Source organism: Nitrospira marina, assembly GCF_059568365.1.
Genome location: NZ_JCANTH010000001.1, coordinates 4305287 through 4328418, shown reverse-complemented (window position 1 = coordinate 4328418; position 23132 = coordinate 4305287). Strand labels below are relative to the sequence as shown.

General features: G+C 49.8%; 21 protein-coding genes, 2 tRNA genes and 1 other RNA gene. 9 read left to right on the top strand and 15 right to left on the bottom strand.

Features of this window, described 5'->3' with window-relative positions:
* Nucleotides 1-194 precede the first annotated feature (194 nt).
* From LX98_RS18680 to LX98_RS18665, 4 genes are all read left to right on the top strand, one after another.
* Nucleotides 195-566: a response regulator gene (locus tag LX98_RS18680; RefSeq protein ID WP_496430286.1), complete on the top strand. Its 372-nt coding sequence runs from the start codon at nucleotides 195-197 to the stop codon at nucleotides 564-566.
* A 29-nt stretch (nucleotides 567-595) separates the two neighbouring features.
* Entirely contained in the window at nucleotides 596-1174 is a 579-nt protein-coding gene (locus tag LX98_RS18675) for a hypothetical protein (protein WP_496430285.1), read from the top strand.
* 49 nt (nucleotides 1175-1223) lie between these two features.
* Complete coding sequence (locus tag LX98_RS18670; protein WP_496430284.1) at nucleotides 1224-1823, top strand: nitroreductase family protein; 600 nt, start codon at nucleotides 1224-1226, stop codon at nucleotides 1821-1823.
* Between the two features lie 235 nt (nucleotides 1824-2058).
* Nucleotides 2059-2655 (top strand): class II aldolase/adducin family protein, encoded by a 597-nt coding sequence (locus LX98_RS18665; protein WP_496430283.1) that lies wholly within the window; start codon nucleotides 2059-2061, stop codon nucleotides 2653-2655.
* A 1046-nt stretch (nucleotides 2656-3701) separates the two neighbouring features.
* Here LX98_RS18665 and LX98_RS18660 read toward each other — a convergent pair.
* The gene (locus LX98_RS18660) at nucleotides 3702-4097 is read right to left on the bottom strand and encodes a hypothetical protein (RefSeq protein WP_496430282.1); all 396 of its coding nucleotides are present in this window, start codon (nucleotides 4095-4097) and stop codon (nucleotides 3702-3704) included.
* A 7-nt stretch (nucleotides 4098-4104) separates the two neighbouring features.
* On the opposite strand from LX98_RS18660, the gene LX98_RS18655 reads away from it, so the two are divergent.
* A complete protein-coding gene (locus LX98_RS18655; RefSeq protein ID WP_496430281.1) occupies nucleotides 4105-4596 on the top strand; it encodes a hypothetical protein in 492 nt (163 codons plus the stop codon).
* A gap of 11 nt (nucleotides 4597-4607) precedes the next feature.
* Here LX98_RS18655 and recR read toward each other — a convergent pair whose 3' ends face one another.
* The 7 genes from recR to LX98_RS18620 all read right to left on the bottom strand — a co-directional run bounded on the left by recR (nucleotide 4608) and on the right by LX98_RS18620 (nucleotide 9137).
* Nucleotides 4608-5246 carry a recombination mediator RecR gene (recR, locus tag LX98_RS18650; RefSeq protein ID WP_496430280.1) on the bottom strand — a complete coding sequence of 213 codons (639 nt, stop codon included), beginning with the start codon at nucleotides 5244-5246 and terminating at the stop codon, nucleotides 4608-4610.
* A gap of 20 nt (nucleotides 5247-5266) precedes the next feature.
* Complete coding sequence (locus LX98_RS18645; RefSeq protein WP_312645783.1) at nucleotides 5267-5593, bottom strand: YbaB/EbfC family nucleoid-associated protein; 327 nt, start codon at nucleotides 5591-5593, stop codon at nucleotides 5267-5269.
* Entirely contained in the window at nucleotides 5593-7425 is a 1833-nt protein-coding gene (gene dnaX, locus LX98_RS18640) for a DNA polymerase III subunit gamma/tau (protein ID WP_496430279.1), read from the bottom strand. Before dnaX ends, LX98_RS18645 begins: the two co-directional genes overlap by 1 nt.
* A gap of 94 nt (nucleotides 7426-7519) precedes the next feature.
* An RNA gene (ffs, locus tag LX98_RS18635) (signal recognition particle sRNA small type) lies at nucleotides 7520-7619 on the bottom strand.
* 89 nt (nucleotides 7620-7708) lie between these two features.
* A tRNA-Ser gene (locus LX98_RS18630) sits at nucleotides 7709-7798 on the bottom strand.
* Nucleotides 7799-8059: 261 nt separating this feature from the next.
* Nucleotides 8060-8866, bottom strand: coding sequence for a hypothetical protein (locus LX98_RS18625; RefSeq protein ID WP_496430278.1), 807 nt, complete (start codon nucleotides 8864-8866; stop codon nucleotides 8060-8062).
* A 25-nt stretch (nucleotides 8867-8891) separates the two neighbouring features.
* Nucleotides 8892-9137: a hypothetical protein gene (locus LX98_RS18620; RefSeq protein WP_496430277.1), complete on the bottom strand. Its 246-nt coding sequence runs from the start codon at nucleotides 9135-9137 to the stop codon at nucleotides 8892-8894.
* Between the two features lie 472 nt (nucleotides 9138-9609).
* Here LX98_RS18620 and LX98_RS18615 point away from each other — a divergent pair.
* The 4 genes from LX98_RS18615 (at nucleotide 9610) to clpX (ending at nucleotide 13062) form a co-directional block, all read left to right on the top strand.
* Nucleotides 9610-9692 (top strand) — tRNA-Leu (locus LX98_RS18615).
* 53 nt (nucleotides 9693-9745) lie between these two features.
* Entirely contained in the window at nucleotides 9746-11071 is a 1326-nt protein-coding gene (gene tig / locus LX98_RS18610) for a trigger factor (protein WP_496430276.1), read from the top strand.
* 81 nt (nucleotides 11072-11152) lie between these two features.
* Entirely contained in the window at nucleotides 11153-11782 is a 630-nt protein-coding gene (gene clpP, locus LX98_RS18605) for an ATP-dependent Clp endopeptidase proteolytic subunit ClpP (RefSeq protein ID WP_496430275.1), read from the top strand.
* Nucleotides 11783-11802: 20 nt separating this feature from the next.
* Nucleotides 11803-13062 carry an ATP-dependent Clp protease ATP-binding subunit ClpX gene (gene clpX / locus LX98_RS18600; RefSeq protein WP_496430274.1) on the top strand — a complete coding sequence of 420 codons (1260 nt, stop codon included), beginning with the start codon at nucleotides 11803-11805 and terminating at the stop codon, nucleotides 13060-13062.
* Here the strand turns inward: clpX and topA are convergent.
* The 7 genes from topA to mreC all read right to left on the bottom strand — a co-directional run bounded on the left by topA (nucleotide 13059) and on the right by mreC (nucleotide 23118).
* The gene (gene topA / locus LX98_RS18595; RefSeq protein ID WP_496430273.1) at nucleotides 13059-15377 is read right to left on the bottom strand and encodes a type I DNA topoisomerase; all 2319 of its coding nucleotides are present in this window, start codon (nucleotides 15375-15377) and stop codon (nucleotides 13059-13061) included. The two genes, clpX and topA, sit on opposite strands and share 4 nt — an antisense overlap.
* Before the next feature lie 67 nt (nucleotides 15378-15444).
* Nucleotides 15445-16581 (bottom strand): DNA-processing protein DprA, encoded by a 1137-nt coding sequence (gene dprA, locus LX98_RS18590; protein WP_496430272.1) that lies wholly within the window; start codon nucleotides 16579-16581, stop codon nucleotides 15445-15447.
* 242 nt (nucleotides 16582-16823) lie between these two features.
* Nucleotides 16824-18377, bottom strand: a complete 1554-nt coding sequence (locus tag LX98_RS18585; RefSeq protein WP_496430271.1) for an Rne/Rng family ribonuclease — start codon at nucleotides 18375-18377, stop codon at nucleotides 16824-16826.
* Between the two features lie 329 nt (nucleotides 18378-18706).
* A complete protein-coding gene (gene rodA / locus LX98_RS18580) occupies nucleotides 18707-19831 on the bottom strand; it encodes a rod shape-determining protein RodA (protein ID WP_496430270.1) in 1125 nt (374 codons plus the stop codon).
* Between the two features lie 43 nt (nucleotides 19832-19874).
* Nucleotides 19875-21707 carry a penicillin-binding protein 2 gene (mrdA, locus tag LX98_RS18575; protein WP_496430269.1) on the bottom strand — a complete coding sequence of 611 codons (1833 nt, stop codon included), beginning with the start codon at nucleotides 21705-21707 and terminating at the stop codon, nucleotides 19875-19877.
* 10 nt (nucleotides 21708-21717) lie between these two features.
* Nucleotides 21718-22227 carry a rod shape-determining protein MreD gene (gene mreD / locus LX98_RS18570; RefSeq protein ID WP_496430268.1) on the bottom strand — a complete coding sequence of 170 codons (510 nt, stop codon included), beginning with the start codon at nucleotides 22225-22227 and terminating at the stop codon, nucleotides 21718-21720.
* A gap of 9 nt (nucleotides 22228-22236) precedes the next feature.
* Complete coding sequence (mreC, locus tag LX98_RS18565) at nucleotides 22237-23118, bottom strand: rod shape-determining protein MreC (protein ID WP_496430267.1); 882 nt, start codon at nucleotides 23116-23118, stop codon at nucleotides 22237-22239.
* Between the last annotated feature and the right edge of the window lie 14 nt (nucleotides 23119-23132).

The window sequence follows — 23132 nt, the reverse complement described above, 5'->3', positions numbered from 1 at the left end:
CTATTCAGTATTCATGAATCCCAGAAGCGGAAAAGATATTGTTGGTGTCATGTTTGATAGTCGTGAGGTTGTCAGTTTGACCCAAACCGTTATTTTATAAAGTATCCATAGTTGGTCGCACAGTCCGTGATGTGTCTTTTCCTGGGAGAGAGGGAGATGACCATCAGGAGTGAGGCGTGGAAAGAGACAAAGTTATGGCAAACATTCTTGTTGTGGATGATGATCGGCAGGTTTGTGATCTGTTGAAGCAAGCCTTAGAAAACCAGGGATATACTGTGGACTGTGCCTCAAACGGAATCGAAGGCATCAAGGAATATCGCAACCACCCCGCCGATCTCATTATTTTAGATATTCTGATGCCCGAAAAAGAGGGGCTTGAGACCATATTGGATTTGCGACGTGAATTTCCTCAGGTAAAAATTATTGCCATGTCGGGCGGAAGTGAGCGAGCCAAGCTCGATTTGTTGGACCTCGCTCGTCGGTTAGGGGCTCAACACACCATCGATAAGCCTTTCCAATTGCACGCCATTACGGACCTCGTGACGCAAGCCCTGCACGAAAATTAGCCAAGGTTTACCTGTTTGGACCACGAGCAATGCTGTATTTTCGGACTCAACCTGATGCCGTGTTTATTCCGTTTGTGAGGCAGGCGCTTGACTACGAACTTCAAGCCGTACGGCGTGTCGCATCTCACAATGACCCTGACGCCTGGTTAGTGGAGTATCCGGCCGTCGGGATGTTGTTTACTCCCTATAGTGCACTCATCACGCTTGAGGAATTGCTGGTTGCCCATGGGGCATCGATGGTCTATCGATTGACCGACTATCATTGGCTTCTACTATACGAAAGCCTCAAAAATTATTGTCTCTGGCACAACGATCAGGTTCATGATGAATCGGTGTCATTTACCCTGTTGGGGGGGTACCGGTTTGGGCTAGTGGAATTCGAAACCATGACGGATCGGTATTTCTGGGATCATGAATTTATGGAACTGTTGTACGCTGATGTGGATAAATCAGATTGCTGTCCATGCGGAGACCACACCGACAGGTCTGATATTGATCTCTCGCATGGATTACGTCCGCATCCCGACAAGCTCAAATTAATTCCTGTGGAGGAGCCCGCCTGGCGCATTCCGGAGCCCGAAGAATGTGGTCAGTGGCGTCTACCATAAGGCCGAATCATCAATAAGTGAAGTGGTGTAAAGTTCATCAGGAGAACTCATGGAAAAACCAGCAGACGTTCAATTCCACATTCATGACCTGTTGCGTCGACGCTGGAGTCCAAGGGCGTTTGCCGATCAGCCGGTGGAACGAGAGAAAATTCAAAGCTTGTTGGAAGCAGCACGATGGGCTTCCTCCTGTTTTAACGAACAGCCCTGGTTCTTTATTCTTGCGACTAGCGAGCACCCCGAAAGCCATCAGAAGCTTCTGAGTTGTCTGGTCGAGGGAAATCAAATCTGGGCGAAACGCGCTCCACTCCTTCTGCTCACGGTGGCAAAACTCCATTTTGATCATAATGGACAGGTCAACCGCCATGCCTATCATGATGTCGGATTGGCCGTAGGAAATCTGGTCATGCAAGCTACAGCCATGGACCTGGTGGTCCATCAAATGGCCGGGATTCTTCCCCACACTATTCGCGAACGCTATGCTTTTCCTGCCGGCCATGAAGCCGTAACCGGAATCGCCATCGGGTACCAGGGAGATGCATCTACCCTCCCGGTCCCGCTTCGGGAACGGGAATTGGCCCCACGGTCTCGTAAGGAGTTGAGGGAATTTGTGTTTTCCGAAACGTGGGGACAAAATCCGGATGAATTGTAACCCATTAAATACCACGCGACACGTATATCGGAGCGATCCATCCCGGTTCTCACGTTCCTGGAGCGCTTTCGTTGCTCATCGGAACCAGTGAGTTCTCTCTGTATGCCCACGGGAGCATGTCTCATAAAAGCCAGATATGTGTTCTGTGAAAAGGTAAGACGAAAAGAAAACGGGATGGTACACTTGACCGGAGGAAACGAATGCCTATTCAACAGTAACGGAGGGGAATGATTCTATGATTACGGCCATAGGCGATGTGTTACGGCGGTGTTATGAGCGCGGGTGGATTACCACCCGGGATGGTAATTGTAGCCTCCGGCGCGCGAAGAGTGTGTATCTGTACGTCACTCCCTCAGGCTGGCGAAAGACAATTGTCCACCCTGAGCATATGGTCAAAATTAAGTTCGTAGACGGGAAGTTGCAGGTTGCTCCCGGAACCAATCCTTCCGGTGAACTGCATATGCATTATCTCCTGACCAGAGGGATGAATCGAACTCGTGCGGTGGTACATGTGCATCCTACCCATGTGGTCGGAGCGATCTATCGAGGATTCGATCTCCAGAAAATCTGCAAAGACTTTCCCGAGATTTACCGCTATACCCGGATTGGCCCAACAGTGCCCGTCCTTCCTGCCATCAGCTCGGAACTGGGCGAAGCCACGGCGCAAGCATTAGGGGTCACCGAAAAGAATCCTGCAGGTGATTACGATATTGTTGGCCAAGCCAACCATGGAGTCTGCTCCATGGCATCAGACCCCTGGTCTGCCTATGAGCATATCGAACGGTTGGATCATATTTGCGAAATTGTCCTGAAAAGCGGCGTCTCCCCTTAGCAGTTAAGGGAGTGTTCAAAAAAGTCTGTCCAGCAAGGCCGAAGTCCTTGTGATGCCCGGAGCGTACCCTTAGTACGTGAGCACAGCATAAGGGCGAGAACGCCGCTGGTAGGCTTTTTTCAACATTCCGTGGATGGTGTAATTGGCCGTCAGTATAGTTCTCGCTTCGCTTAGAGACTCAACGTACATGAGTACGTTTCATCCCTTCGCTTGCTGCGGCCGCGTTGAATGGCCATTTTGACCTTCTTGCCAACTGGTCGTTGGGTTTAAATTCGTTCTTAATAAGATGAAAAATTTCAGAAGTCCCCTATTCCTTGCGATTTAGCACTGTTTTTTTTGACCAATGCCTTCTGGCTGGCCCCTATGGCGAACACTCTCATCAACTGGCAGCCCTTATTCGAGCGCAGCGAGTTGGGCTGCCCTCCTCAAGCTCGTGGTCGCCCTCTTTCATGTGGCCAGGAAGGGCGTCAATGGTTTGAGGTCCTTTTGCCGAAACAAAAGGACCTCGGCTGCCTGGCCGAAACCCGGCAACGCTCGGACATGCCAAATCATTCTCGTGAGTAGCATGATGCGCTCGAACAGATCGGAAATTTTTTGAAAAGGCTATAGTTGATTCCACCCGTTTTTAGTTTTTTCCCTCTCCATCTTTTTCAGCAAATCTTCATAGTCTTCGATAACCTCTTCTCGCTTCCGCAAAGCCAAATGGGTATCTAATTGAGTCCGATACCGTTTGTCTTTATGGGAATAGGAGATGAAAACTTTCATATGGGTTTTGAGGATGATAACCGCGGATTTTTAATATATGCTCCATCGTAGATGAAACTTGTTGGTTTGCCTTTCAACTTCCCAGGAATTTCCTATATGTTAAAAGGTTTTTGCAGTTGGACTGACAGATCCATTCTGTGGAAGTTGTTTAAATCGGCCTGTCCTTTTTTAATGTATTGCTGGAACCCGATGGAAAGGCTATCATTTCTTTTTAAATCCAACCGTTGGGTCATTTTTTTCGCTTCTTTATCGATTCATTCATAGAAAGGATTCTGCATGGCTCAAAAGAAATCTGTTCGTCGCGTGGCTTCAAAGCCCTCTTCGAAGAAATCCTCTGTAACCAAAAAAAAGACCGTGACTTCTAAATCTGCTGCAACGAAAAAACAGGTAAAAGCCAGCACCGCGTTGGGAAAGAAAAAGGCTGCCTCAAAACGAACATCCGGTAAAAAGACGGTTGGTTCTAAAAAAACTGTGACAACGAAAGCCAAACCGACTTCTTCAAAAGGTGGGTCTGCCAAAAAAAAACCTGCATTGAAGAAGACCGCCACAAAGAAGAACGTGGTGAAAGCGGTTACCAAGCCCACAGCCAAAAGGCACGCTGCTCCTAAATCGCCGTCTCTAAAGGAAAAGGCTTCGGAGGTGAAGCAAACAATCGTTGCACCACAGCCTTCTGTCACGAAATCTGTGGCCACCAGGAAAGAGCATTCGGTTTCTCAAAAGAAGATTGTGCCGGCACAAGCGAAGGATACACAGGCCCCGCCTCCTAGTCGGTCAGTTCCATCCCCTACCCGTTCAGCCGAGACAAAGACCGGAGGAGAACCGCTCTCTCTCACGGAACGCTATAATCTGGGTGGCCTTTTTGTTTGCGCGATTGAACGAGCGAACGATCTTGAGTTCAAGCGGCTTCGTGCCGTATTTCGTCATTTGGATCTTCCCTCGCAAGAGAAGGATAACCTTCTTCGCTTGTCGCAAGGGTTCACGATTCCAAAATTGTTTGCGGATGGCGTGGGAGGGGACAAAGTCAATCAGATCCTGACGGACTTCATCCGGTTTGCATTGGCGGAGGGGGGCTATGAGAAAAAATGGCGGGATGAAATCAAACAGGTTGGGGTGTGGTTGGGCTACTTTCCCCAGCAGTTCGAACAGGTTGAACAGAAAGTTTTAGCGAAACGGTAGTGTGATCCCGTCTACCCGAGATCGCGGCGGCCTTCGATGGATTTGAGTAGAGTGACCTCATCGGCATATTCGATATCCATGCCGACCGGAATGCCATAGGCGATACGGGAGACCTTGACCCCCAAGGGTTTTAATCGCTTGGTCAGGTAAATGGCGGTAGCCTCTCCCTCAATCGTGGGGTTGGTGGCCACGATGACTTCCTTGAATGCTCCATTCTGGACCCGGCTTTCCAGGTCATGGGTGCGGATATCTGCCGGTCCGATGCCGTCCAGTGGAGAGAGCGCTCCATACAGGACGTGATAGAGGCCTCGAAAGGCCCGACTTTGTTCGATGGCATACAGGGTGCTGGGCTCTTCCACCACGAGGATGGTCGTGGTGTCACGTTTCGGGTCCAGGCAAATCTCACAGAGGGGGCCTTCAGCAATATTCCGGCATTGGGTACAGAAGGAGACCCCTTCTTTCACATCACGAATAGCATCGGCCAGCCGTAGCGCCTCTTCTTTTTCCGTCTTCATGAGATGAAAGGCCAATCGTTGAGCCGTTTTTTGCCCAATGCCTGGCAATCGGACGAGTTCCCGGCTGAGACGAGCGACCAGCCCTTGAGATTGGCCATTGGCTCTGGTGTGTTTAGTCGGAGTGTTTTCCAGCATGATAAACCTCGCTTGGTGAATTAGAACATGCCGGGAATGCCCATACCTCCGGTGAGGGATTTCATTTCTTCGGCCATCAGCTCTTTCGCCTTTCGCAAAGCTTCATTGGAGGCGGCGACGATTAAGTCTTGTAACATGTCATGGTCGCCGGATTTCAAGACTTCCGGATCGATGGTCAACTTGGTTAATTGCATGGCTCCGTTGGCTTGCACGGTCACCATCCCGCCTCCGGCTGACGCCTCGACTGTTTTTGTGGCAGCCTCTTCTTGAATCTTTCCCATTTTTTCCTGCATGGCCTGGGCTTGCTTTAGGAGATTGCCCATATTGGAGAATGGATTTTTAGACATTAACGTACCTCCTCGTTTTGCGGGGTTCTTTCTGCCGATACGACTTCTCCCCCAAATAGTTCCAATGCTTGTTTCACCAGTGGGTGGGCTTTCACGTTTTCAATGAGATCCTGGTCCTGCTCAAGTTTTTTTTTTGCTCGTAATTCTCCGGTTGACGGCGGGTAAGCCTGGCCCTCTTGAAATTCAATGACTTGGACTTTCATCGGCCGACCGGCGAATTCCTCACATATTTGACCGATCAGCACGCGATTTTCGGGTTTGTCCGTCCTCCAGCGAGCAATCGAATCTTTTTTGGAATACCCCAGGACGACGGAGTCTGCTGTCATGGTTACGACACTCCCCTTCTCCAGGAAACTCCCGATATTAGGATGGTCGTTTATCATGCGCTCCACGACTAGTTCCCAGTTTAATGTCACGGGTGGGCCCGACGAGGGTTGGGCAGCCGTTTGGGGAGAGGCCACCGAGGTTTCGCTGTTGGCAGATAAGGCCATTGTCGGTACCGACTTTTTCGCACCTGGTGGTGTTGAGGAAGGAAACATCGTTGTGGCGCCGCCACCGGGCCTGAGACGGGTCTGGCTTGGAGGAGTCACCGGTTTATCAGCAGGCACTTGGACTTTAACAGGTTGTGCGGGAGACGGAGCCGAGGCCACAGGTGTCAATACTTTTGCTTGCAGGACAGATGCTTGAGGGGGTGCGCTGGTCTTCTGTTCAGTCGTGGCGGAGCTTACTGTCACAGGATCAAGCATCGCTGCGCGTACCACGGCGGCTTCAATTAAAAACCGTGGATGGGAGCTTCCTCGAAGACTGTCCTCTGTTCTGGAAAAAATGGCAAAAAGGGCCTGTAAATAGGGCTCGGAGAGTTGTTGAGCTTGCCTGACGGCCTGATCAACCTCCTCGTCTCCTAATTCAAGAAGGGTTTGCACTTGTGAGCGTGATGGTACCACGCAAGCCACCAGTAGATTGCGGCATCGCTCTAACAGTTCCCGGCAATACACCCGGACATCAAAACCCTGGTCGACCAACTGCCCCACGAGAGACATTGTTTGGGCGGCCTGGTGCCCCAGGATGGCGTCAATCATGAGCCGGACGAGTTCGTCGGGCACGGACCCAATCAACATTTCCAAATCGCCATGCTGGATGCGTTCTCCACCGAAGGAAACCGCCTGGTCCAGAAGACTCAACGCGTCTCGCATGCTGCCTTCACTGGCTCGAGCCAGTGCCGATAGGCTTCGATCCTCCACAGTCACACCCGTTTGGGTGGCGATGTGGCGAAGTTGCGTGATGATTTCTAAGCGGGAAATGCGTCGAAAGGTGAAATGCTGACAGCGTGAAAGTATGGTGGCAGGAATTTTATGAACTTCAGTTGTCGCAAAAATAAAGACGGAGTGACTCGGGGGTTCCTCCAGTGTTTTGAGCAGGGCGTTAAAGGCCGAGTTGGACAGCATGTGAACTTCGTCGATGATGTAGACCCGGTAGGTGCCATGAAACGGTGCAAATTTGACGTTTTCACGCAGTTCACGGACATCGTCCACGCCGGTATTCGACGCTCCGTCAATCTCGATGACATCCACCGAATTGCCTCGGGTGATTTCGACGCAACTTGGGCAGGTTCCACAGGGATGGCTGGTGGGACCCTGTTCACAGTTAAGGGATTTGGCCAGGATGCGCGCGACAGTGGTTTTGCCGACTCCTCGCATGCCGGAGAAAACATAGGCATGGGCGACCCGTTTGCGGTCGATCGCATTGGTGAGTGTTTGCACGACATGGGACTGCCCCAGGACTTCCTGGAAATTGGTCGGGCGGTATTTCCGTGCAGAAACTTGAAATTCCATAATGTGCGTTAATCAGGAAAAGAGCGGTTCGTTATGTACCCTCGAAGACTGACAACCTGTACCAAGACACGTAGAGTCAGTCGATAAAGTTAGTCGGGGCCAGGTGATCCTGCGGCACACAGACTAGCCCACGTACCGTTGCTTCCTTCCGGACCTGGCGGGGTTTGCAGGATTCTGTCGCACAGGGCCCAGCCCCTAAATGCAGTCTCGATGGTCCATCGCCTCACGGACCGGTGAAAATTATCTTTTGAGGATATCAGCGATCCTCACGGCGGACCAAATATGGCGGAGAGGGTGGGTTTCGAACCCACGGTACCATTGCTGGCACACGTGATTTCCAGTCACGCCGATTCGGCCACTCTCGCACCTCTCCGCGAATGGGTATCTACTTTGCGGCGACTGAACCTCTGATGAAGCCGTTTGTCTTTTGGAGGGGATCTGTGCATCCCATCTTAGTTATCTTCTTCACCGGGGATCTGTTTGGTGAAAGATTGCCATCTTACCATGGGGGTCTGAGGGCGACAAGCAAGGAGAGGGAATAGTTACGAGTAGGGCGAGGAAGGGATAAAGAGAGAACGGCAATCCTGTTTCCGGCCATTCAATCCTTTACGTTTCATGCCTTCCCTATATCATCTTATGAGGTTCGGGATTGGAACATTCGTTGGCGTCGTGAGGATCGATGCAGGGCTGCAAACAAATGGCCTCGAAAGAAGAGCATGAAAACCGTCACAATGGGAGTGAGTCCGAGGACGATAACAAAACTCATGTCGGAGGACATCCCTAACAAAGAGAGCCACTCAGTTAAAACGGAAAAAGGCAACGTGATGAGGTGCCAGAAGTCCAATCCCCCCCGCCTTCCCGTCTGGCTGGACATTTCAAAGAAAAAAGTCAGGCCGAATGGGCCGAAGACGATGGCGACAGGCAAAAACCATTCGATCCAATTTTCAACAACAAAATCATAACTTTCCCGAACAACCTCGAGGGCGGATCCGTTCCGGCTCTGGTAAATTACTTCCGGTACTGGATTCAGTAAGACGAAAATTAAGAAAAATACGGCGGTGCTGACCAGCGGTTGGTAGGGATTGGTCTGAAGCCCCATTTCGAGGAATAGCAATGGAAACCACACCATAAATCCAACAGAAATGACCTCCCAAAAATATTGCCCCATACTTGGCAGGATATCCGGCCAACCCACACGACGTGCCCCCAGGACGGCCTGTTCGGTCAGGCTAAGGGTGGATCCAATAACAAGGGCATTGAGGGCACCCAGGATAAATCCTCCGATCATTCCAAGCGGAGCGATGAGGGAGGTGACAAGCACGAGGCCTAAGGCAAAGGCGAGGAGGACCGGAATCAAGATCCACGAGCGTGTGAAGGATTGGATCGAGGCGAGTAGCGCTTGATGGTACAGCCGAACTGTGGCCTGGAAGAAACTCTGCATGAGGCGAGGGAATGCTCCGCAGTTCTTAATCTTTGCTTGGCGGAGGGGATTGGATGTTGATGATGTCCTGTTGGCGCTGATCCCGGTCTTGCCTGATTTTCTGTAGCCGACTAGGACGATTCCAGGTCCACCATTTGACGTGATCCGCAAAAGTGGGTGAGGGAGGGGTCGCGGACCCTATCTGTGACTCTTGAAAGTCATACCCTTGATATTCATCTTTTTTATCCAGAAATTTCTGGTAAATATCGTGATAGAGCTGTTTTAAGGTCATAGAGGGGTACCTTACCCAACTCACTCAAGTCGATCAAGAGGTAAAATCCATAGGAAGGTTGAAAAAGCAGGCGGGTGGTGTTTGCTTCCCATGATAATGCGCCGGTGGTCATTGGTCTGTTCTAATCTTCTAATTGTGGTTATAGTTGGCTGGTGAGGGGGTTTTTACACTTCACCCCATATTAATCGAGTAGCATTATTACTTTATGAGGGGGGAGAGGAAGTCTCCGACCGAGTTAAGGAGGACCATTTGAATCGTTCATCTTCGAATATTTCCCCCCATCAACTCGGATTGTAGTTGCGGCGCTTCTGGGAGAACAATCTTCGTTACCTGAATTTTAGGATGGCCTGAAGGAGATGGACGTTTTATAATAGGGAGGCTTGGTAGGGTGCAGGGGTCTTGTTTCCCCTGAGGATTCCAGGGAAGAGAACCTCTTTTCAAAGTCGATGGGATGAGGCGAAAACGGTTACGGGCGAGAGTGGCGGAACTGGCAGACGCGCGAGACTTAGGATCTCGTGGGTGACCGTGGGGGTTCAAGTCCCCCCTCTCGCACCATTTCTTAACATCTAAATTCTTTATTGTGTTTTTTGACAAGGATGAATGCTCTTATGAAGTTAGAAATGACAGAGCTCGGGCCGGTGAAACGGTCGTTAAAAATTGAAGTTCCCGAAGAAGCCGTCAAAAGCGAATTTCAAAAGGTGTATGCCCAGTTGAGGCGTCAAGCCAAAATCCCTGGATTTCGTCCCGGGAAAGCGCCGATCGCATTATTAGAAAAACGGTATGCCGATCTTGTTGAGCAAGATGTCGTGCAGCGGTTGGTGCCCGATTATTACCAACGAGCTGTGAAGGAAGCCGGGGTGGTCCCTATCCTAGTTGATATTCCCCCCCTGGAACGAATGAAAGTGAAGTCCAATAGCCCATTCACCTTTACGGCTACAGTGGAAATAAAGCCCACTATTCAATTAGGGGATTATCGACCACCGAATCCTATTTCCTTGAAACGGGATGCCCGAACGGTTACAGATGATCAGGTTGAAAAGGCTCTCCAAAGCCTACGGGAGCAACATGCCGAGCTTGACGTGGTTCCTGAAGGAACTCCTCTTCGTGAAGGATTGCATGCGGTGTTGTCTATTGAGGGGTTTGTGGAGGACCAGCCATTGGAAGGGACTCAGAAAAAAGGGCATCTTCTGCACATTGGGTCCAAGTCGCCGATTCTGGGAGTGGAGTTAGATGAGTATCTCATCGGAAAACAGGCCGGTGACATGATTGATATTCCGCAACCCTTTCCCGCCAATCATCCTGATGCTCACCTCGCCGGAAAGACGATGGTTCTCAAGGTGACGATTGATGCGGTGAAAGAGCAAAAACTCCCGGAACTGGATGATGAATTCGCCAAGGATTGCGGCGACTACGATTCACTGGAGCATCTCAAAACCACCATCAACACCCAATTGGATAATTTTCTGAAACAGGATCTTGAAGAAGGGTATAAAGATCAGGTGATTGAACGCCTGTTGCAGATGCACCACTTTGAAATTCCCGAGGTCCTGATTGAACGGGAGCTTCAGACGCTTATCCGACAAAAAATGCTGAAGGACCACCGCCATGCTCATCGTGAAGATGACGTGGAAGAGCCCTTGCGATTACAAGAAGAGGCTAAGCGCCTCCAACAAGAATTGCATCCGGAGGCTAAACGGCGTGTGAAGCTGAGTTTGATTCTGGATGCGATCGTTCAGAAGGAAGGCCTTCATGTCACGGAAGATGAAGTGAACGCCGAAATTCAAAAACTGGCCTCCTCCTTAAAGCTCCCGGTTGGTGAAATTCAACGCATGGTCGAGGCTGGGGGACAGGGTGCTCAGGAGGAGTTCCGCGAGCGGATGAAGGCGGAAAAAGCCTTGCAGTTCGTCTATCAAAATGCGGTCATTCAGGGGTAACGGGTCGTACAACCCTTCTGAATACACCTGTTCTGATATCTGTATTTGATACCTATTTACAACACGAGGAGGTTTCAGGGAATGCTCATTCCGATGGTTATTGAACAAACGAATCGAGGTGAACGGTCATATGATATTTATTCGCGCCTCTTAAAAGATCGGATCATTTTTGTTGGAGCGCCGATCGATGATATGTTTGCGAATGTCATCATCGCTCAGCTGTTGTTCTTAGAATCCGAAGATCCGGAAAAGGACATTCATCTGTATGTCAATTCACCTGGTGGAAGTGTGACGGCGGGGATGGGGATCTATGATACGATGCAATATGTGAGGTCGCCCATCAATACCATCTGTTTAGGCCAAGCGGCAAGCATGGGCGCCTTGTTATTAACAGCAGGGACTAAAGGAAAGCGTTTTGCTCTTCCCAATGCACGCGTGATGATTCATCAACCTATGGGAGGATTTCAGGGCCAAGCGACGGAGATTGATATTCATGCCCGCGAAATTTTAAAGATCCGCGAAAAATTGAATGAAATCATGGCCTTTCACACAGGTCAGCCTCTGGAAAAAATTTCTGAAGACACGGAACGGGATTATTTTTTATCAGGGGAAGAAGCCAAAGCGTACGGATTGATTGATGAGGTCATCGTCCGAAGTCAGGAAAAGGGGCACAAGGACGACACCAAGTCAGGTTCAAAAAGTAAGGATTAAGGGCAAAGGAGGCATTTCTTATGGCGAGACAAGCGAAGTCCGAAGCCAATCTTCGTTGCTCCTTCTGCGGAAAAAACCGTGATCAGGTTCGAAAACTCATTGCGGGTCCGACCGTCTATATTTGTGATGAATGTGTCGGCTTATGTAATGAAATTATCTCCGAGGATTGGCAGGAGTCTCGCCAGGAGATTTCGGCGAAGCTGTGCAAGCCGGTGGATATCCACCAACATCTTGATCAATACATTATCGGACAGGATCAGGCAAAAAAGGTTCTCTCGGTAGCCGTCTATAATCATTATAAGCGTATATCAGCAAATGAAATCGGGGATGTTGAACTTCAAAAGGGTAATATTTTAATTGTCGGACCGACCGGAACAGGAAAAACTCTATTTGCCCAGACCCTAGCCCATTACCTGGATGTACCATTTACGATTGCAGATGCGACGACGCTGACGGAAGCCGGGTATGTCGGTGAAGATGTTGAAAATATTATCTTAAAACTTCTGCAGGCTGCTGACTATGAAGTTGAGCGTGCAGAACGGGGAATCGTGTATATTGATGAAATTGACAAAATTACTCGCAAGGCCGATAGCCCTTCAATTACGAGGGATGTCTCAGGTGAGGGTGTTCAGCAGGCCTTGTTAAAACTCATTGAAGGGACCGTGGCCAATGTGCCCCCTCAAGGGGGAAGAAAGCATCCTCATCAGGAGTTTATTCAAGTCAATACGACTAATATTTTATTTATTTGTGGTGGGGCGTTCGTGGGATTGGATTCCATCATTGAGCGGAGGTTGAATCAAAAGCGGATGGGCTTTGGCGCCGATGTGCAGATACGTGGTCAACATCAAATTGGTGACTTATTCTCCAAAGTGGAACCGGAAGATTTACTGCAATATGGATTGATTCCTGAAATTATCGGTCGTTTGCCCATTGTCGCGGCTCTTGATCAATTGGATGAACCGGCATTGGTCCGCATTTTAACGGAACCCAAAAACGCCTTGATCAAGCAATATCAGAAGTTATTGTCCTTGGATAAAGTAAAATTAAAGTTTGCCGATGGAGCGTTATTGGCCATTGCCAAAAAAGCCCATCTGCAAAAAACAGGAGCACGTGGACTTCGGGCGGTCTTAGAGTCGGTGATGTTGGACTTGATGTATGAATTGCCGTCCCAGGCGGAGGTGAAAGAGGTGTTGGTGACGGAAGAGTTTATTCACGGCAAAGGTGAGCCCATCAAAGTCTTTGAGCATCAGAAAGGTATCAAGCCTGCCGTCGGATCTTAAGCTGGTTCGGGGTTCTTCTCCGTTGGTGCCGCTATCTCCTCATATCCGCATTCCGCATTGTGACAGAGAATTCTGCTTCCCGTTTGTTTCCTGATTTTTTCGATCAAGAATGGAGCCTGGCATTGTGGGCAGGGACGATTGATGGGTCGATCCCAGATCGCAAAGGTGCACGTAGGATAGTTGCTACAGGAATAAAATGTCTTGCCTTTTTTTGTGCGCTTTTGAACCAGGTCTCCCCCGCAATCCTTGACAGCGCATTTGACGCCGAGCTTTAAGGGTTTGGTGGTTTTACATTCTGGGTATTGAGAGCAGGCGAGGAAATTTCCAAATCGGCCTCTCTTGACCACCATCCCGCTGCCACATTTCGCACAGACTTCATCAGTCGTTTCAACTTTTGTCTCCACGACTTGAACGCTTCCGTCCTCATCCTTGGTAAATTCTTTCGTATTTTTGCACTCAGGGTAGCCAGGACAAGCAAGGAAATGACCATTGCGACCCCATTTGATCACCATCTGCTTGCCACATTTGTCGCAAGGGACTTCCGTGGGCTCTTCCTTGCCTTTGAGATCCTCCATGTTCACTTCAGCGGATTCCAGATCCTTGATGAAGGGGATATAAAAATCTTTCACCGCGGTGACCCAATCTTTTTCACCTTCTTCGATGCTATCCAGTTCATTTTCCATTCTCGCGGTGAATTCTACGTCGAACACATCAGGAAAGTGGCTCACAAGACGGTCATTAACCAATCTTCCTAATTCCGTTGGTCGTAGGCGGGCTTCCTCCTTTTCCACGTAATGTCGGTCTTGAATGGTAGAAATAATGGTGGCATAGGTCGAAGGTCGGCCAATCCCTTTTTCTTCCATTTCTCGAATGAGCAAGGCTTCGTTATATCGAGGTGGAGGTTGAGTGAAATGCTGTTTCGAGATGATCCCCTCTTCCGAACCTTCCTGAAGAGTCAGGGATTCCCCGTCTGAAAGATCAGGCAGGGTGAGGCTGGCGGTCGACATACTCTCTTCGTTGGAAGAAATACCTTCTGTGGGTTGTTCGATTTCTTCTCGATAGACTCGACGGTAGCCGTCGAATTTTTCAACGGTTCCACTTGCCCGAAAGGTATACCGTTTGGCCTTGACGTCAACTTGCGTAACGAGATCGAGTCCCTGTGTCATTTGAGAGGCGACGAACCGGTTCCAAATCAATTTATAAAGTTTGTACAGGTCAGGCTCTAATAATTCTCGAAGGCTTTCCGGGTCACGTTTGGTGGAGGTGGGCCGGATGGCTTCATGTGCTTCCTGCGCGGCCTTTTGTGTTTTGTACACATTCGGTTGGGCAGAAAGATAGGGTGGTCCAAATGTATCTTGTATGTAACCACGGACGTCGTCCAAGGCCTCAGGAGCAATGCGGGTGGAGTCTGTCCGCATATAGGTGATGAGTCCGACCTGACCCTCTTTTCCAATCTCGATGCCTTCATAAAGGCGTTGTGCCAACATCATGGTTTTTTTTGCGGGAAATCGCAGTTTTCTGGCACTGTCCTGTTGGAGTCGACTGGTGATAAAGGGGGCCGATGGACTTCGACGTTTTTCTTTCTGATCAATGTGTGAAACCGCAAACGAGGCACCTGCTAAGTCCTGAAGAATTTGCTCCGTCTCCGCTGCCGTTCGGACGGTGACTCGTTCCCCATCAATCTCATGGAGCCTGGCTTGAAATGGCGGTGGATGCTGACCGACAAGGGTCGCGGTAATGGACCAGTATTCTTCAGGTTGGAAGGCCTCTCGTTCCGCTTCCCGTTCACAGATAACCCGAACCGCAACGGATTGTACTCGGCCTGCACTCAGGCCCCGCCGTACTTTTTTCCATAACAGCGGACTGAGCAGATAACCGACAAGGCGGTCCAATACCCGGCGGGCTTGTTGAGCATTCACCTTTTTCATGTCGATGGTGCTGGGTGTTTTAAGTGCCCGTTTTACCGCTGTTTCGGTGATTTCATTCAGAAGAACCCGATGAATTTGCTGCCCGTTACCGTTGAGTTCCTCGGCAATATGCCAGGCAATGGCTTCGCCTTCACGGTCGGGGTCAGCCGCCAGGAAAATTTCTTTGGCTTTTTTCGCGCTGGCTTTGATTTCTTTCAGGATTTTACTTTTTCCACGAATGACGATGTATTGCGGATCGAAATTATGCTCAAGGTCAATCCCGAGTTTGCTTTTCGGAAGATCCTTGAGATGACCGACTGAGGCAATGACCTGGTAATTACGCCCAAGATACTTGGATAGGGTTTTTGCCTTGGTGGGCGATTCGACGATGACGAGTGATCTAGCCATAGACAGTGATGAAAGTCATGAATTATACACGAGCACCATTTCCTACATGGAAAGGATGAGTTGTCTACTATCGAATGCTCATCCGGAGATATTGCAGCCCCGGTATCTGCTTTATAAGCCCTTTGATCTCCAAAGACAAGAGAATGCTCATGACTTCAGATGGGGCATAAGTGCATTGAGTGATTAAATCATCTAGAGAAACAGGTTCAAGTGAAAGACGATCAAATAGATGTTGTTCCTCTGCCCCTAGTGAAGGCGCGGAAGATTGAGGCTGAAGCGCGCCTTGTTGTTTTTCGAGTTGCTCCCGGAAGGAGGGTTCTAACATAGTAAGAATTTCTTCCACAACATCAAAAGAACTTTCGACTAATTTCGCTCCCTCTTTAATAAGGCGGTGAGGGCCGCGAGTCAACGTATTGGTCACATTTCCCGGGACGGCAAAGACTTCACGGTTTTGCTCTAAGGCCATCCGAGCGGTAATGAGTGACCCACTCCGCGAGGTGGCTTCGGCGACGATCACACCAAGTGAGAGTCCACTAATGATCCGATTACGTTGAGGAAAATGGTAAGAATGTGGAGGGGTTCCCATGGGAAATTCAGAGAGAACGGCTCCCTGCTGTTCAATGCGTTGTCGTAATGGACCGTGCTCAGGTGGATAGGTGCGGTCTATGCCGCATCCCAGGACCGCCAGGGTTCTCCCAGATGTGGCGAGTGCGCCTTCGTGGGCCGCGGCATCAATGCCTCTGGCAAGGCCACTCACAATCGTAAAGCCCAGTGCAGCTAAATCGCCGCTCAGTTGTCGCGTGAATGTCCGACCGATGTGCGAGCCCTTTCTTGATCCGACAACGGCAAGGGCCTGTTGATCGCGGTCTTGGAGCTGGCCGGTATACCAGAGTACTGGAGGAGGATCCGTAATGGTTTTTAATCGGGGCGGATAGTGAGCGTCTGTGAGTGTCAGGATAGAGTATCGCCCATCCTGCACGGCCTGCAATTCTTTGGCAATGTGATCTTGTGCTTCAGCAGATATGGGTTGATGGAGGACCCTGGCCAATGATGGAGAAATTTCACCTGTTGATACCAGTGTGTGGGCATTCAAGGAACGAATGGCTTCTGGTGAGCCGAATCTGTTGATGAGTCTGGTGTAAGTAACAGGGCCAAGTCCTTTGACTGCCAGAAGTTCCAACCAGCCTTGCAGGGGTGAAGTCATCCAGATCCTTTGTGAGGATGGCGAATACGAGCCCGAAGATCACCGTGAAATGGTCTGCCTGCATGGCCCGCCACCCAGAAAACGTTCCAGATTCGACTCCGATTAATAAAGACCTCCTGATTTTTCCAGAGTTGAAGGAAAGATCTAGGTCTCCATTCCTTTCTGTTCCTGGAGACAGGTGTTTGGGATACTGAGAAAGGATGGTTGAGGGCATCGCTCATGATTCACTCGTTCCTTCGTGGTTAGGATGCGGTCCGGGATTCGGCGCGTGACGTCAATTTTCCTACCACGACGATGTCATATTGCTCAAGGTGGAGTAATGGATCCGCCTCAAAGGATATTGGTTGTTGAAATTCCTGTTCGAGTTGTTCAATACTACTGTGTTCGGTTTCGAAAATGAGCTCAATAACTTTGGGGTTGGCACCGACCACAATTTGTTGCGGTTGTCCACGAGTCATTCCGATGCGCCGGATATCCCGAAAGATTTCATACGCCACCGTCATGGTGGATTTGGTGTACCCTCTCCCCTCACAGTCACCACAAATTTCCGACAGCGTTCGTAACAGATCTTCGCGGACACGTTCACGGGAAATCTCGATGAGCCCAAGATCAGAAATGCGGGAGATACGTGTTTGAGCCTTATCGCCCGCTAGGGCGTCCAGGGTGGCCTGATACACCTTCTCACGGTTCCGTTCACGTTCCATGTCAATGAAATCAATGATGATAATGCCCCCAATGCCTCGTAATTTAATCTGATAGCCAATTTCCTTTGCGGCTTCCAGATTGTTCTTTAAAATGGTTTCTTCCTGGTCGCGTTTTCCCACAAATCGGCCCGTATTGACGTCCACCACCGTCATGGCCTCTGTGTGGTCAATGACAATGTGTCCTCCGGACTTAAGCCAGACTTTCCGACTCAGGGCTCTGGTAATTTCCAATTCGATCCCCAAGTGATCGAATAACCCTTCCTGCTTCTTGTCATAGAAATGAACGCGCGCCGCTTGTTCCGGAAGATAACGACGGACAAAATCTTTCACTTCCTCAAAATCCGCTTTAGCGTCAATTAATAGTCGATCGACTTTTTTGGTGAATAGGTCTCGTACCACCCGGAGCGGGAGGGACAGATCCGTATGCAAAAGGGATGGAGCAGGTTGGCTGTTGGCCGCTTTGAGCGTGTCTTCCCATAACGCGCTCAGGAATCTGACGTCTGTTTGCAAATCCTCTTCTGGCACATCTTCACACACGGTCCTGACAATGTATCCATATTCGGGTTTCCGGATGCGCCGCATGAGGTCTTTCAGCCGGTGACGTTCTTCGTCGTTTGTAATTCTTCGTGACACGCCAATATGGTCGACATTGGGCATGAGCACTAGAAATCGCCCGGGGAGGGAGACGTACGTGGTAATCCGAGGTCCCTTCGTACCGATGGGGCCTTTGGAAATTTGGACAAGAAGTTCCTGTCCTTCCGTCAACAGGTTTTCGATGGGACGTGCTGTTTGGCGTCGAGGGCGCGGCACCTCCTGACTGCGTTCATCCTCTTCACTGTCCAGAAGAGTGTCCCCCGGTTCGGTTCCGACCGATAGATCAGATACGTGGATGAATGCGGCCCGATCCAGCCCGATATCGACAAAGGCCGCTTGCATACCTGGCAGAACTTTAATGACCTTGCCTTTGTAAATGTCCCCCACAAAATCTTTTTTTCTTGGACGGTCGACATACAATTCTGTTACGACACGATTGTCGAGCACGGCCACCCGTGTTTCTTCACGAGTGACACTGATCGCAATTTCTACTCCCATAGTGATCTCCCTACATTCTCAGAAGGGACCAGAAGCTATTCTTCATCAACATCTTTGGTTAAGAGATGTCGCTGATGTGGCTGAGCCAATTTGTTGGATCTGCCTGTCAAAATCTGAAATAGCTGTGTGCCCATTCTGTCAATAATTGTAAATGAATACTGTTATGGAACCATGTGAGGATGGTTCTGTGTGTCCACTTCCTTGTTCCCGCAAGTATGTGAAAAAATCCACGGCTCTGGGACTTTTCTGATTCAAATTCTCCGTTGTTTACCTCTTTGTGCGATAACCTGGCCCAGTCTATCCAAATCAAACCACAGGATACATGATACCTAAAGGAGTGACAGACGTCTCCGTTTCACGTTGAGCAAGAGTCCCAGAGCTGTGAGGTTTACAACCATGGCGCTGCCTCCATAGCTCATGAGAGGAAGAGGAATGCCCACAACGGGGGCCAGTCCGGATGTCATGGCAATATTGACGACAACTCCAAAGGCTATCATGGTTACCACTCCGACAGCCAAGAGGGTCCCGACAATGTCTTTGGCTTTCAACGCGATTTCTAAACCCATCAAAAATAAAAGAATATATAGGGAAAGTAAGACTATTGACCCAATAAAGCCCCATTCCTCTGCGAATACCGCAAACACAAAATCGGTGTGGCCCTCAGGAAGAAATTTAAATTGGGTTTGCGTTCCCCCATACAATCCCTTTCCCAGTAATTGGCCTGAACCGATGGCGATGCGCGATTGAAGCCCGTGATAACCTTTGCCCCCAGGATCAGAATTGGGATCGACAAAGCTGAGAATCCGATCCTGTTGGTACTCGTGAAGGGACCCCCAGACCCCGCCCCAGGCAAAGGGGAACAACATCAGGGCTGCCAAAATCACAAACCCAAAGGCCTTGGATTTCATGCCCACCGTGAGAATCACCACAAGGAAAATAGCCAGAAAGCCCAAGCTACTTCCCAAGTCAGGTTGCTTGAGGATGAGTAAAAATCCTGGAAGTACGATCAATCCGGGTATGATCAATCGACGAACCCAGCCTTCACGGGTGGTTGCCCCATAGTAGGCTGCCAGCATGAGTAGCAAAGGAATCTTAATGAATTCGGAGGGCTGGACCGCAAAGGGGCCGAGAGGAATCCATCGTTGAGAGCCCCGACTGGTTTTCCCGGCGATTAACACGATGATAAGTAAGATCAGTCCGATCCCATAGAGCAGATATGACAGACGGGCGAGCTTGTGATAGTCAATACCGACCGCGACCAGAAAGGCTAAAGAGCCGACCACCATCCATGTGGCCTGCTTGAGATAAATAGGGAATCCGGTCGTCGTCTGCGGATTGGTAACGCTATAAATGGATAGGATGCCCACAGAGATAATTGCCATAATGACACCCAGGAAACACCAATCGAAGGTATCCAGTCCGCGGCGATTCACATTATCGTTCATTAATGACATGAGATGCGTTGTTCTCCATCCTTCAGAGAGAGCGGATTCTTTATCAAAGAGAGGGCTCTTGGGTGGTCTCAAAACCCATATAGGCTTCGATGAGTGTCTTGGCCAAGGGGGCGGACGCTGAGCCTCCATGCCCCATGTGTTCAACTAATACCGCCACGGCAATCTTCGGGTGTTCTACCGGAGCAAAGGCCACAAACCACGCATGGTCCCGAAATTCTTTTTGAGGTTCCTTGTTTTTATCTTTGTCTCCATCCGGTTTCAGGGCGACAACTTGCGCCGTTCCAGTCTTGCCTGCAATGCTCACGAATTCTGATTGTGCTAGTTTGGCTGTACCTTTCGTGACGACTGCCGCCAATCCTTTCTTGATATGGGCAAACGTTTGGGGAGGAATGGCCAATTGTCGAATGGGTGGCTCTGGGTTTTCTTTGAGTGTGCCGGTTCGCCGCAGTCGAGAGGCTTTGAGCAAGCGGGGTTGGACCACTCGTCCATTGGTTGCTACGATGGCGGCAACTTTGGCCATCTGAATGGGAGTCACGGTTAAAAATCCTTGTCCAATAGAAATGGAAATGGTTTCACCAGGGTACCATGGTTCCCGTTTGACCCTTTTTTTCCATTCCGAGGATGGAACAAGGCCCGACCGTTCGGAAGGGAGCGCAATGCCGGTTTTTTCACCTAATCCGAATTGACGAGCATAGGTGGCGATGGGATCAATGCCCAATTGATTGCCGGCTTTATAAAAGTAGACATCGCACGATTCCGCGATAGCTTTGGTTAAGTCGACCTGACCGTGGCCTCCTGCCTTCCAATCACGAAAGGCTCGCCTTCCAAAGGGAAAGGTTCCATGGCAGGGTACCATTTCCTCTGCGCTGAGGGTTTGAGTCTCCAAGAGGGCCGCGGCCATAATAATTTTAAATACCGACCCTGGGGGATATTGCCCTTGAATGGCGCGATTGGTGAGAGGGTGGCGTGTATCCTTGAGAAATCGTTGCCAATCCTTGGCACTAATCCCTCCCGAAACATCATTGGGATTAAACCCGGGTTTACTCGCCAGAGCCAGAACGTCCCCATTCCAGGGATCCAGGGCAACAATGGCCCCCGCCTCCTGTCCAAGAAGGTCCTCTGCGAGGCGCTGAAGTCGAATGTCGAGCGTCAGGTACAGGTCATCCCCGGCCAGGGGACGTCGAACTGAGAGAGACCGTTTCGGATACCCCAGCGCATCGACTTCAATCACTTCCTCTCCGGTTTCTCCAAGAAGATATTCATCAAATGTCCGCTCCACTCCATTTTGCCCGATGATGCGTCCGCCCTGAAGATGGGAAAATTCAGGGTCTTTAAGCTGTGATTCGGAAATTTCACCCACGTAACCCAGGACGTGCGAGGCGTAATTGTTGAGTGGATAGTGACGCTGATATTCCGGCTGAATCACCACACCGGGGAGTTCAAGCCGGTGCGATTCTATGAGTGCCGCCTCTTTCAGCGTAATATCGGCTTTGATCTTGACTCGGCCTCTTCGGCTTTTTGTTGAAAGTTTATTGAAAATCTCTTGTTGGTCAATATCGACGTAAAGAGGTAACTGAGCTAAAAGAGCCTCGCGGTCCTGTATGTCTTCCAAAGAAACATACAGTTGGAAGCTGGGAATATTATTGGCGAGGAGTTCACCATTCCGATCATATAGAAGTCCTCGAGCCGGTTCCAAAACAATGGATCGAGTGCGATTGTCGCGGGCAAGTTCTTGATAGTGCAATCCGTCTCGAACCTGTAATTGCCAAAGGCGTAACCCCAGTAATACCAATAGCATCAGAAAGCCGATCTTGACGAATATTAACCGATTTTGAATATCGGCAAGTTCATTAGCCTGGCGGGAAGTGTCCAGCATTGTGCGGGTCTTATCGTGGTCCCCGACCTAAGTGTACCATACTCAGCGATGGGCCAATGTATTTAATGACCCAGAACATCCCTAAGGTCAGGAGGCTATTATAGAGTCCTTGCGGGAGAAGTTGGGAGGAGATGGCGTGAAAAAGGATCGGGGCATCCACAACCGGATATGCCACGACGAGAGAAGCCAATCCGCATCCAAACGACAGGGCAAAGCTGACAAGCAAGATTGCGGGACTGGTGACGGTGGAAAACGTGTGCGTGGTGACGCCGGCCAGGGCTCCCGCGAGTCCCTTTAAGATCATATTGAGCCCAATACCACCAGGACTGAATAAATCTTGGAAAAGTCCCACCGTCAGGCCGATCCTGAGTCCTTTGTATTCTCCTGAGTGAAATCCCATTACACAGGCTAGAATGAAACATAGGTCAGGGTAAATCCCTTTGGCGGATAGAATGGTGCTAAAGGTGGCTTGAGCCAGAACCACTCCAAAGCACAAAAGGATGTCGAGAAAAATAGTCACGAGATTATATTAGGGAGAAGGCGAGACAGGGGGTTTTGGTAAGGAAGAAGTGGGAGCAGGCTGGAACGAGGTAATGACCAGGACCGCTTCGAGTTTGGCAAAATCGACAATTGGATCAATTTCACCCAATTGAAATAAGTCAGTATCGGCTTTGGTAACCTGTTGAATCCGGCCAATTTGGAGTCCACGGGGAAAATCATCCGTTAATCCAGATGTGACCACTGGATCTCCTGGTTGGACAGGGGATAAAGGAGGCAGATATTTCATATGAATAGTTCCTTGAGGGGTTCCCTGTACCAGACCCTCATCCCGGCTTTTTTGAATCATCCCGGTAATCGCGACGTTGGGGTCGGAAAGCAGAAGCACGACGGCCGTCGTGGGGTTTACTCGTACGACACGACCTACTACTCCGGAATCCGTGATGACTCCCATTTCCGGATGAATGCCGTCTTGGTTACCTTTATTGATGATCATCGCCCGATACCAATTGGACACGTTCCGGCCGATGATTCGAGCCGGAAGGGTCCTCATGGGTGTGGTTTCCTGATACGCCAGCAATTGTTGATATTGCATGGCAATGATGGCATGTTCTCGAAGGGTATTCTGCTCACCTTGTAAGCGCTGAACTTCCTGCTTGAGCTGTTGGTTTTCTTCCCACACATTTTGTAAGTCGATGTATTGGTCCCAAGCGTGACTGAAAGAATCCTGTATCGAGGCGACAACATGAAGGGGAACTTCCAGAATTCGTGCGAAAGGTCCTCCCACATGACTTAACCATTCCTGAGATTGTCGCGGCAGAAACAGCAGGAGGGCGAGGAATAGAATGAAGATAACTCCTAAAACTCTCCGGATACTTGTGGATATGGGAAAATTTGGCTCTGATCGAGGCATGCAAATTGAGGGAA